A 12,137-nucleotide genomic window follows, 5' to 3' on the forward strand; every position below is an offset into this window, starting at 1 on the left:
TGCTGGAAGATAAGATTCGCAAGAAGTTCGAAGACGGTAACTACGAGATCCAGATCATCGGCTTTGCCAAGCAGATTGGCGACATCGCCGACGGCGCAAAGGGCGTGCTGGTGTACTGCGGCATTGCGCTGGTGCTGACCGCGTTGGCCGTCTATTGGTACTGCCGCTCCATCCGCTTCACGATCCTCCCCGTTGCGTGTTCGCTGACTTCGCTGATCTGGCAGTTCGGGACCCTGCGCATGCTGGGTTATGGACTCGATCCGCTTGGGGTTCTCGTTCCCTTCCTTGTCTTTGCCATCGGTGTCTCCCACGGGGTGCAGCAGATCAACTTCATCGTCCGCGAGCTGGCACACGGTAAGACAACGATGCAGGCCGCCCGTCTGAGCTTTACCGGCCTGCTGATCCCCGGCACGTTGGCGCTCATCACGGCGTTCGTCTCGTTTGTGACGCTCCTGCTGATTCCGATCCCCATGGTGCGGGAGCTGGCAGTCACGGCCTCCATCGGGGTGGGCTACAAGATCATTACCAACCTGATCATGCTCCCGGTCGCGGCATCGTTCTGCCACTTCTCCAAAGAGTATGCCGAGAACGCCATGCTCAAACGCGAGCAACGCTCGCAGTGGCTTCGCTTCCTGTCCCGCGTGGCCGAGCCGCGAAACGCGGTGCTTGTAACGGTGGCCGTGGCGGGGCTGTTTGGCGTCGCCGTATGGGAGAGCCGTGATCGCGTGATCGGAACGCTGCAGCCTGGCGCACCGGAGCTGCGTGCGGACGCGCGCTTCAACCTCGACGCTGCGCAGATTGCTGCCAACTACGACATGGGTCTGGACTGGCTGTCGATCGTGTTCGAGGCACCGGCCGAGTCGTGCGACAACGTGGCAATCGGCGCGATGCAGGAGGACTTCACCTGGAAGATGCAGAACGTGCCCGGCGTGCTCTCGGCAACCTCGTTCTCCAGCCAGTTGCAGACCTACAACGCGGGCTACAACGAAGGCAACCCCAAGATGTCGGTGGTGCCTATCGACTCCGCCAACTACGCGGCATTGGCGGTGGAGATTGCGCGCATGCGCGGCTTCGTTCGCAAAGACTGCAGCATGAGCGCGGTGCACCTGTACCTGAGCGACCACAAGGCGAGCACCATCAACCGCGTGATCGCCGCCGTCAAGGAATACCGGCAGAACAGTAAGCTCGATGGTGTGAACATCCGCCTTGCTGCGGGCAATGCTGGCGTGCTGGCCGCCATCAACGACGAGGTCGAGAAGAGCGAGCTGCCGATGATGCTGTACGTGTACGCCGCCATCATCATTCTGGTCTTCCTCGCCTACCGTGACATTCGCGCCATGATCGCCTGCTGCGTGCCTCTGACCGTGGCCACGTTCATCGGCTATTGGTTCATGAAGGAGCTCGACATCGGGCTCACCGTTGCGACGCTTCCCGTCATGGTGCTCGCTGTCGGTATCGGCGTTGACTACGCGTTCTACATCTATAACCGCATGCAGCTTCACCTGGCTGACGGCGAGACCATCGCCAAGGCACTGGAGCACTCGATCCTCGAGGTGGGCATGGCCACCATCTTTACCGCGATCACGCTGGCCATCGGCGTTGCCACCTGGGCGTTCTCGGGGCTGAAGTTCCAGGCCGACATGGGCAAGCTCCTCGCCTTCATGTTCATTGTGAACCTGGTCATGGCGCTCACCGCGTTGCCTGCACTCGCAGTGGTGCTCGAGAAGCTGTTGCCACGTCGTCGGCCCGTCAAGGCCCCTGGCATCCTGTCCCACTAAGAGGAGCATCGATCATGAACCGCAATTGGAAGATCTCCTCCGCTCGCTTGGGTGCCTCTCTCGGTTTGGCATTGCTCGGCAGCGTGGCGCTTGCCCAGCAAGCCCCCGAAGCAGCGAAACAGGAACACGTGCTGGCGACCTTCCCAGCACGTCACATGGAAGGCGCGCTGCTCGCGCCCATCAACGAAGCGACACGCGCTGGCAGCCGCATTGTTGCAGTCGGCGCGAATGGCGTGGTCCTTCTGTCCGATGATGAAGGCAAGCACTTCCGGCAGGCCAAGAGCGTGCCGATCCGCTCCACGCTCACCAGTGTGAGCTTTGCGGATGCCCAGCACGGCTGGGCGGCCGGGCACTGGGGCATCATCCTCGGCACCACGGACGGGGGCGAGAACTGGTCGATCCTGCGCAAGGACACGAGCGTTGACCAACCGCTGTTCTCGATCCGCTTCAAGAACGCCAACGAGGGTCTTGCAGTTGGCCTGTGGTCGCTCATGCTCGCCACGACCGATGGCGGGAAGTCCTGGTCGAGCGTTCAACTGCCCAATGCGCCTGGCCGCAACAAGGCGGATCTGAACCTCATGCACATCTTTAGCGGGCGCAATGGCCAGTACTTCATTACGGCCGAGCAGGGCGTTGTGCTCAAGTCCAGCGCAGACTGGCAGCACTGGGAATACCTGAGCACGGGCTACAACGGCACGCTCTGGACGGGCACGTCGCTGCCCGACGGCAAGCTCATGGTGGCGGGCCTGCGCGGCTCGCTGTACTCCAGCGAGGACGACGGGGCCACGTGGAAGCGTGCCGATACGCAGACCAGCAGTTCCATCACGGATATTGCTGCGTCCAACGGGGTGGTGATGGCTGTTGGGCTGGATGGTGTGACGCTGGAAAGTGCGGATGGTGGCCACCTGTTCAGAACCCGGCAGCGTGATGATCGGCTGTCGTACACGGCCTTGGTACCACGCACCACCGGCGGCTTCGCTTTCATGTCTGTGAAGGGTCCTGTGGATCCGTCCAAGGAGTAGCAATTGTTCGCCACCTCCGACGCCGCAACCCGAGTCATGAGCCTGTTATACGTGACGCTGGTGTTGTCCGGCGCTCCTCAACGATTGGCTGCGGACCTCGTTGACAGTCCGCTCCTATGTGGGTACGGAGGTGGCGTCCTTGCCCATGTGGGTTCAGTGCAATACTGAATCTTGCATTAGGTTGCAGCTTTGGTTGCTGCTGACGATGCTGTAATAGTGCCACGAGTCAAGAAGTGTCTTCATCGACAATCTCCGCGCTGTGTGGCACACGAGTCAGTATGGTTGGCTCAAAAAAAAACCCCAAGCGTCTGTCCATTGTTTTCAGTATCAATGCATGCCCTTTGGCAATAGCATCAGCGTTACGCTCGCCACGTGGAGCAAAGTCTTCTGGTTGATTAGCGGTCTTCGCGCAACGCTAGCCTCCCTTCCATTGCCGACGCACACGCGATGAGGGATCATGTGCTATCGGTCGGTGCATCTTTCGGTTTGTGCTAACCACTTCGCTGTTGGGCATGGCGCACGGTCTTCGGACGGAAGTGATTTCAGCCTCGTAGGTGTCAAAGTCAACCTCAGGAGGGGAAGCCAAGGGCCTCGCTGTTGCCTGCGGTGGAGCCGCTGCGGTTGAATTTGGGGGATAGTGCGCCTTAATGGGATACATCAAGCCACATGCGCATTCCCCCAATGAAATCCATCATCGCGTTCGAGTCCGTCGCACGAACCAAGAGCGTGAATCGGGCGTCGGAAGAACTTGGGCTCACCGCCTCGGCCGTCAGTCATCAGATCAGCAACCTAGAGGCGGTAGTCGGTCAGCCCCTTTTCTTCCGTCAAGGCCGAGGCCTGGTGCTGACGCCTGTGGGAGAACAATACCTACGCGATGTGACAGGGGCGCTGGCCGAGCTCAACCGCGCCACCGAACGTGCCTCCAGCCGTACCGACGTCGAGATCCTTCGCGTGCACTCCAGCCCCAGCTTTGGCCTGATGTGGCTGTTGCCCCGGCTCGCCGCATTCCAGGAGGATCACAGCGACATTCGGTTGAACGTGTCGTGTTCGTATGAAGACGTGTCGTTCACCAGCGGCTTCTACGACCTCGACATCCGCTACGGCCACGCGCATTGGCGCGACGTGCAGATCAGGACCTTGCGCACCGAGCACATCGCTCCCCTGGCTTCACCGGCATACCTCGAACGGCACCCCGTGCAGTCGCCGCAAGACTTACTCGCGCATCGGCTCATTCGGTCGGAGACGCCGATCGTGCAGTGGCAGCAGTGGTTTGCACGCGTTGGCGTCGAGCACATGCACGTGTCGTTCGACTTCGCCTTCGACCGGTCGTACATGTCGCTCGAGACTGCGGCGCTCGGCCTGGGCGTCGCGCTGGAGAGCACGTTGCTCGCATCGGTCCTGATCGACCAGGGCCGGCTCGTGCCGGTATTTTGCAAGGACCACGCGCTGGAGGTGGCGGGCCACCATATCGTGTTCCCGCCCCAGAATGCCGAACTGCCGCGCGTGGCGCGCTTTCTCGCCTGGGTCGACCGGCAGCTCAAAGCCGCGCCAGGCGCCTAACGTGCAGGGGCGGCATGGTGCGCCGCACCAGTGGCGTGCCCAGCGTCATCTGAAAATTTCTCAGCCATAGTTGAATCCAACTGCGTTGATCGAATCGTCTGCTGGAACAACACTCCAGTCAACAAGATTCCAACAGCCAGGAGACAACGATGTTGCTTGAGAACAGGGTCGTGATCGTGACCGGTGCCGCCTCGCCGCGCGGTATTGGGCGAGCCACCGCAAAGGCACTTGCCGCACAAGGCGCACATGTGGTTGTACTCGACCTGCGGCGTGAAGATGCCGAACAGGCGGCGCGCGAACTCGGTGAAGGCCATCTGGGCCTGGCCTGTAATGTGACCGATCGGGCTGCGTGCGATGCGGCTATGCAGGCCACGCTGGCCAAATACGACCGCATTGATGGGCTCATCAACAACGCAGGCATCACCCAGCCTCTGCGCACGCTCGACATCCAGGCGGGCAATTTCGATGCGGTGTTAGACGTCAACCTGCGCGGCACGCTGTACATGTCGCAGGCCGTCCTGCCGCATATGAAAGCGCACAAGCGCGGCAGCATTGTCTGCATGTCGTCGGTGTCTGCGCAACGCGGCGGCGGCATCTTCGGCGGCCCCCACTACAGCGCTGCCAAGGCAGGCGTGCTTGGCCTTGCCAAGGCCATGGCCCGCGAATTCGGCGGCGACAATGTCCGCGTCAACTCCATCACGCCAGGACTCATCCAGACCGACATCACCGGCGACAAGCTCACGCCCGACATGCGCGCCGAGATCATCAAGGGCATCCCCCTTGGCCGGCTCGGCGATGCGGCCGACGTTGCCAACGCGTGCCTGTTCCTGGTGAGCGATCTGTCTGCCTACCTGACCGGCATCACGCTCGACGTGAACGGCGGCATGCTGATTCACTGAACGATCCAACCTACATCGCCACGGCGCGTACACCGGCCGTGGACTTCTTCGAGACACACACGCACCCGGGCCCACCCGGGGCACATGGTAGGAGACACCATGACCACGAAGTTTGCATCGCCCTTGCCGGGCGACGAGTCGGCGCGCGCCGATGCGGCCACGTTCGAGTCCCGCACCTACGCCAAGGTTGCGCGTCGGCTCATTCCCTTCCTGATGATCTGCTACCTGGGCGCCTATCTGGACCGCGTCAACGTGGGTTTCGCCAAGCTGCAGATGCTCAACGACCTGCGTTTCAGCGAGACGGTGTACGGCCTTGGTGCCGGCATCTTCTTTCTCGGCTACTTCCTGTTTGAAGTGCCGAGCAATGTGATCCTGCACAAGGTCGGCGCGCGCAACTGGCTCGCACGCATCATGTTGACGTGGGCAGTCATCTCAGCAGCTTTTGCCTTCGTCAACACACCGACGTCGTTCTACGTGCTGCGCTTTCTGCTCGGGGTGGCCGAAGCCGGCTTCGCGCCAGGCGTCATCCTGTACATGACGTACTGGTTTCCGTCGCAGCGCCGGGCCAAGGCATTGTCGATGTTCTTCATGGCGATTCCGCTTGCAGGCATCGTCGGGGGGCCACTGTCGGGCTACATCCTGCACACCTTTCACGATGTGGCGGGGCTGGCTGGGTGGAAGTGGCTGTTCCTGATCGAAGCTTTGCCGTCGCTGCTGCTGGGCGTCGCCATCCTGTTCTATCTCGACAATGGCATCGCACAGGCCAAGTGGCTGACCGACGCAGAGAAGGCCCTGCTCGAGCGCAACGTCGCCGGAGACAACGCGCAGAAGACCGCGCATGGCTCCGTGGGTGCATTCATCGCAGACCGCCGCCTGTGGCTGCTGGCCGCCATCTACTTCTGCGTGGTGCTCGGGCAATACGGCCTGACATTCTGGCTGCCGACCCTCATCCGCAAAGCCGGTGTCGCCGATCCATTGTGGGTGGGCGTGTTCACTGCGGTGCCGTATATCTGCGCCATCGTCGCGCTGCCGCTCATCGGCATGAGCGCAGATCGCCGCCGCGAGCGTCGCCTGCATCTTGCTGTGCCCATGCTGGTGGCCGCCGGCGGATTCGCGGCGCTGCCCCTGATCGGCAACGTAGGCGCCGCGCTGGTGTGCCTAAGCATTGCTGCCGCCGGGATCCTGTCTTCTTCATCGCAGTTTTGGTCGTTGCCCACCGCCATGCTGGGCGGCATGTCGGCCGCTGCGGGCATCGCTGCGGTCAACTGCTTCGCCAACCTTGCCGGGTTCTTCTCGCCGGCCATCGTCGGGTGGCTCAATGACCTGACGGGCAAATCGACGGCTGGCCTGATCTTCATCTCCTCAGCCATCGTGCTTGGCGCCGTGCTGGTGTTCTTCGTGCCTGCAAAGACCGTCAACCGTTGAGGCGCTGACTGTCTCTGCCCCCCGTGCTTCCAGCTTCATCACAGGAACCATCATGACTTCAACATCATTGCCCCCAACCGACGCTCTGCCTCTGGCCGAGCGCGCTTACCGGATCCGCCGCAACGCCCTGCTGATGGGCGAAGTGCAGGGCCAGGGCTATATCGGGCAAGCGCTCGACATTGCCGACGTGCTGGCCGTCACCTACTTCGGCGCCATGCGCTATCGACCCGAAGACCCCGACTGGGAAGGCCGCGACCGCTTCCTGCTCTCCAACGGCCACTATGCGATCGCGCTCTACGCCGCCTTGCTCGAAGCCGGCATCCTGCCCGCCGAAGAGCTGGAGACATACGGAAGCGACGACAGCCGCCTGCCGATGTCTGGCATGGCCAGCTATACGCCCGGCATGGAGATGTCCGGCGGCTCGCTCGGTCAGGGGCTCACGATTGCTGTCGGCCGCTGCCTCGGGCTCAAACGCAAGGGCTCCGACGCGTTCGTCTACACGCTGTTCTCAGATGGCGAGCTGGATGAAGGTGCCGTGTGGGAGGGTCTGCTGTCCGCCGCGCACTGGAAGCTGGACAACCTCATCGCCGTGGTGGACGTGAACAACCAGCAGGCCGACGGCCCGTCGACGCAGATCATGGCGTTCGAGCCGTTGCTGCCGAAGCTTGAAGCGTTCGGCTGGTTCACCCAGCGCGTGGATGGCAACAACATCGACGCGGTGAAGGCCGCGTTTGACGCAGCGCGCGCACACAAGGGTGCGCAGCCGCGCATGATCATCTGCGATACCCGCATGGGTTGCGGTGTTCCGTTCCTGGAGCAGCGCGAAAAGAATCACTTCATCCGCGTTGACGCGCACGAATGGCAGCTCGCGCTGCAAGCACTGGAAGCCGGGAGGACCGCATGAGCAACACCGTCATCAACAAGCCCAAGCTGAAGACCTCCGCAATGATTGCCTCCATTGCGGGTGAGGGGCAGGCGACACGCCCGGCGCCGTTCGGCCACGCGCTTGCGGAGCTGGCGCGCATGAAGCCGAACGTCGTCGGCATGACGGCAGACCTTGGCAAGTACACCGATCTGCACATCTTCGCCAAGGAATTCCCCGACCGCTACTACCAGATGGGCATGGCCGAGCAACTGCTCATGGGCGCTGCTGCCGGCCTGGCCAACGAAGGTGCGCAACCGTTCGTGACCACCTATGCCGTCTTCGCCACCCGTCGTGCCTACGACTTCATGCACCAGACGATTGCCGAAGACAACCTCGATGTGAAGATCGTCTGCGCGCTGCCCGGCCTGACCACCGGCTATGGGCCGAGCCACCAAGCCGCCGAAGACCTGGCACTGATGCGCGCCATGCCCAACATGACCGTCATCGACCCATGCGACGCGCTGGAGATCGAGCAGATGGTGCCGGCCATTTCGGCGCATGAAGGGCCTGTCTATGCGCGTCTGCTGCGCGGCAACGTGCCCGTGGTGCTCGACGAATACGGCTATCAGTTCGAACTGGGCAAGGCCAAGCTGCTGCGCGACGGCGCCGAAGTGCTCGTCATCTCGTCGGGCATCATGACGATGCGCGCTCTGGAAGTTGCCAAGGCGTTGCAGGGTGACGGCATTGGTGTGGGCGTGCTGCACGTGCCGACGATCAAGCCGCTCGACACCGAGACGATCCTGCGCGAGGCACGGCGCTCGGGCCGGCTCGTGGTGGTGGCCGAGAACCACACCGTGATCGGCGGCTTGGGCGAGGCGGTTGCCGGCACCCTGATGCGCGCCGGCGTGAGCGTGCCGTTCCGCCAGGTTGGGCTGCCGGACGCATTTCTCGATGCCGGAGCACTCCCCACCCTGCACGACCGCTACGGCATTTCCACCAATGTCATGGCATCCACGATTCGGCGCTGGTTGGATTGACACAAGATGCCTCTACTCATCGGTGGAGGCTCATTCCCCATTCAGCGCGAAATCTTTTCGCGTGCTTCCGATACTGACCAGCCGCGTGTTGAAAGATGTGCGCGCACGGAGTCAGTAGCACGATGGTGCTAGCGCGGGGTAGCGTGGCGATCAGGGCGTCCACGCTTGCTGTATCGGTTTGGCTCGTGCAAAGCTGGCGCTCGATTTCCATCGCGCCGGTTCTCCAGTCGCGAGCGTTTCGTTTGGCTGCGAAAGTCGGGTCGAGCGCTTCTCCATGGTCGAGGGAGAGGTGCTCGTCGGCTGGCCACCACTGTAGTCATTGCCACGGCTTTTAATTCGCAGTCCGTGTCCCTGACGGTTGCGTCCGGGCATGGCAAGTCTCTGACGTGGGTTTCACGGTGGACCGATCCCCCATGATCCACGCGTTGACTCCCATGGCAGTGCCGTGATTCGCAACCATTTCAGGGCGTCGAAAAGACCGACCCTGGACCTGATCATATGGATCAAACGGCAGTAGCACTGTCGACGGGATAACACGCGCTGTCGTGTATGCGGCTACTTTTTGCGAGCCGTTTATTGGTCCCGCTCCCGAGGCGGACGGAGAGAAAGGGCGCTTCTGGAAAGGTAGGGTAAACAGGGATCACATCACGATTGACACCCAGACGTGCTGCAGCGAAGAATTAACTTATACGTATAAGTATCGGCGTTGTAGTTGCACGAGACTGTGGTGGCTGACGCGGCGCCGGTGAATTGTTCCAACAAAGGCTGGCATCTAGCGACGCCGGAAGTCTTGTAAGGACGTTCTGTATGACGACCACGATCCCCCAACAACTGGCCAATCAAGAGATTGCGGACGACCGCATAGAGGGTGAATTGACACTGAGGCGAGCGCTCAGCGTCACCGATCTCATCATCTACGGCATGGTGTACATGCTGCCTATCGCCCCATTTGCGATGTACGGCGTGATTGCAAATGCTACCGGCGGCATGGTGCCTCTTGTGTACATCCTGAGCGTTTTGGCGATGGTGTTTACCGCACGCAGCTATCAGGTGCTTAGTAAGGAATTTCCCGTCGCCGGTTCCGCATACGCATACGCACGGAACGGACTCGGAGAGTTCGGGGGCTTCTTTGCCGGTTGGATGGTCTTTCTCGACTACATCATTATTCCCGGCCTGCTTGCGGTGGTTAGCGGCGCTGCAATGAACAGCCTGTTTCCCGAGATTCCTCGCTGGGTCTGGATTTTGGGCTTCGTTGGAATGGGCACCGCGCTCAACCTTGTCGGGGTGTCTGTCACAGCAAAGGTGAACAAGATCTTTCTGTATGGAATGATGGTCGTTCTAATCATCTTTCTTGTCACGGGACTGTGGGCATTGCATCAAGGCAAGGGACATGGCGGGCTAACCATGGCATCGCTCTTTGATCCTCACTCGTTCACCTGGGCTGGCATCGGAACGGGCATCCTGATCGGCTCAACGAACTTTCTGGGGTTCGATGCAATTACGACGCTTGGTGAAGAGGTCCGACACGACCAACGTCATCTGCTGGGTTTTGCGGGCATGGCCACGCTAGCAATCATCGCAGTGCTCTTCGTCGCTCAGACGTGGATTGCGGCGGATCTCGCTTCGGGGGCGCACATTTTGTCCCCCGACAGCGCGTTCTACGACATTTCGCGCTATGCCGGCGGAAACTGGCTCTTTGGCCTGACTTCAATCAGCACAGCGGTGGCCTTCGGTGTGCCCTGCACCATTGTGTGCCAGATGGGTGTGACTCGAATCATCTACGCAATGGGTCGTGACCGCCAACTTCCGCATGTGTTTGCGCGACTGAGCAAGGGAAGCCGACAACCTTGGGTTGCAAACATCTTCGTGGCCGCTGTAACGCTTGTACTTGCGCTCGAATTCCAGGACCGGCTGGACGACATCGCTCTTTTCCAGAATTTTGGTGCGCTCTCTGCCTTTATTCTCGTCAATGTTTCGCTGATCGGATATTTCTGGTTCAAGAAGCGTTCGGGCAAGATTTTTCAACACTTGATTCTGCCTCTCATCGCGTTGGCGATTATCTTTGCGCTGATGGCGGCGATGCGTATTTTGACTTTGCGGATGGGTGCTTGCTGGTTGATTGCCGGTCTCGTCTACTACGTCGTTATGCGTTATGTCTTTGGCCGAAGTGCCGCAATCAAAGTGTGAGCTTGGTTGCTCATGAGGATGCGATGTCGTGTGGCCCCGAAGTGCCATGGCGATGGTGTTTCCTGGTAGCGCTGTGAATGGCTCTTCTATTTGGTTGCTCCGGAAGCGGCACGGTTCTGCGGTGGCGTAGCCCACGTACCCTCTCCTAGGGTACGCAGTGCACCTGCGGGAGTGGCGACGCAGTGCTGTCAGTATCAGCAGCGCAATTGCACGAGAGCGGACGACGCTCCGGTCGTTCTAAGCCCCGCGCGCCAGCATTGCTCAGTTGCGAAGTCTTCGTCATCGAACCGGGCCAGGGACGAACCCCGTAGTTGGGTTGTTTATCAATTGAAGTGGATGATCCAGATGGTCATAGAGCACAAGCCTAATGCGCTGATTCTTCATACGACAGTCGCAAAATTCTCTAACCTGGTCACCGACCTGGATACGATGAGGGCATTGGATTTTGATGGCATCGAACTCGGAAGTAACAAGCTCGAGAGCTACCTTGCAGCAGGTTATACCCGCCGGGAGCTCAGTGCATTGCTTCAAGGCGTGTATGTGCCGGGCATGGGCTTTCTGATTGACATCGAACGACAGGGCGAGCTGGCCATCGACTTGTTCAAGCGTGCTGAAGAGCTGTTTGAATTGGCTTCGCTTGTCGGTGCAAAAGGTGTCCAGGTGCTGACAGGCCCCGTTGATTGCAACGCGGTGATCGAGTGGGAGCGGGATGGCAGAACAGATCTGTACAAAGGCGTTCTCGGAATGCCTCCGAGCGAGCAAATTGCCGTTACTGCTTCAAACCTCAGGCGGATTGCAGACATGGCTGCGGAGCGCGATCTCGTGCTCTACCTTGAAACGTTGTCATGGGCACCCATTCGAGGGATCGAAAAATCGATTGAGCTGATCAATGCAGCTGGCCGAGAGAACGTGAAGATCGTGATCGACTACTGGCACTGCTATACGTCGGGAGTTACACCGGACGACGTGGCCAGACTTGACGCTCGCCTGATCTATGGCGTTCATGTTTGCGATTCGTTGCCTTTTGACGGCGGGATTCCCAACGAGGTCGTATTGCGCGACGTCCCGACGGGGGAAGGTGTGCTGGACTTGCAGCAATGGACAGACGCAGTTAAATCAACAGGCTACAGGGGATGGTGGAGTTGCGAACTGTTCTGCCAGAAACAGCAGCAGCAAAATGCAATACGCGTCGCGGCAGAACTCAAAGATAGAATGGCAACCCTGATTGCATGATCAGAGATTGACCGGTTGCTGCAGATTGTTGCGCGATCGTCGCCCCTGCTTCGTACATGGCCGCAGTTGGCCATTGCCGCGCAGTTTCCTCATTGTTTTTCTTAGGCTTAGTTTGCTAACGGATGAAGCGA

The 12,137-nt window shown here is 60.3% G+C and carries 9 protein-coding genes; all 9 read left to right on the top strand.

All coding sequences use genetic code 11. From position 1 onward, the window contains the following. On the top strand, positions 1–1,778 hold a 1,778-nt coding region (locus ACU8YE_RS22740), incomplete at its 5' end, for an efflux RND transporter permease subunit (RefSeq protein WP_446929657.1). A gap of 14 nt (positions 1,779–1,792) precedes the next feature. After that, positions 1,793–2,800 (top strand): WD40/YVTN/BNR-like repeat-containing protein, encoded by a 1,008-nt coding sequence (locus ACU8YE_RS22745; protein WP_446929658.1) that lies wholly within the window; start codon positions 1,793–1,795, stop codon positions 2,798–2,800. Between the two features lie 666 nt (positions 2,801–3,466). Next, positions 3,467–4,360, top strand: coding sequence for a LysR substrate-binding domain-containing protein (locus tag ACU8YE_RS22750; protein WP_446929659.1), 894 nt, complete (start codon positions 3,467–3,469; stop codon positions 4,358–4,360). A 149-nt stretch (positions 4,361–4,509) separates the two neighbouring features. Next, positions 4,510–5,259 carry an SDR family NAD(P)-dependent oxidoreductase gene (locus ACU8YE_RS22755; protein WP_446929660.1) on the top strand — a complete coding sequence of 250 codons (750 nt, stop codon included), beginning with the start codon at positions 4,510–4,512 and terminating at the stop codon, positions 5,257–5,259. Positions 5,260–5,358: 99 nt separating this feature from the next. Continuing rightward, positions 5,359–6,684 (top strand): MFS transporter, encoded by a 1,326-nt coding sequence (locus ACU8YE_RS22760; protein WP_343619141.1) that lies wholly within the window; start codon positions 5,359–5,361, stop codon positions 6,682–6,684. 52 nt (positions 6,685–6,736) lie between these two features. Then, on the top strand, positions 6,737–7,588 hold the full coding sequence (locus tag ACU8YE_RS22765; protein ID WP_440839118.1) for a thiamine pyrophosphate-dependent enzyme: 852 nt from the start codon (positions 6,737–6,739) through the stop codon (positions 7,586–7,588). After that, positions 7,585–8,586, top strand: a complete 1,002-nt coding sequence (locus tag ACU8YE_RS22770) for a transketolase family protein (protein ID WP_446929661.1) — start codon at positions 7,585–7,587, stop codon at positions 8,584–8,586. The genes ACU8YE_RS22765 and ACU8YE_RS22770 overlap by 4 nt, the downstream gene beginning before the upstream one ends. 807 nt (positions 8,587–9,393) lie before the next feature. Further along, positions 9,394–10,773, top strand: coding sequence for an APC family permease (locus tag ACU8YE_RS22775; RefSeq protein WP_446929662.1), 1,380 nt, complete (start codon positions 9,394–9,396; stop codon positions 10,771–10,773). A 336-nt stretch (positions 10,774–11,109) separates the two neighbouring features. After that, complete coding sequence (locus ACU8YE_RS22780) at positions 11,110–12,006, top strand: sugar phosphate isomerase/epimerase family protein (RefSeq protein ID WP_446929663.1); 897 nt, start codon at positions 11,110–11,112, stop codon at positions 12,004–12,006. The last annotated feature ends 131 nt before the right edge of the window (positions 12,007–12,137 follow it).

The organism is Ralstonia sp. VS2407 (genome assembly GCF_052950655.1).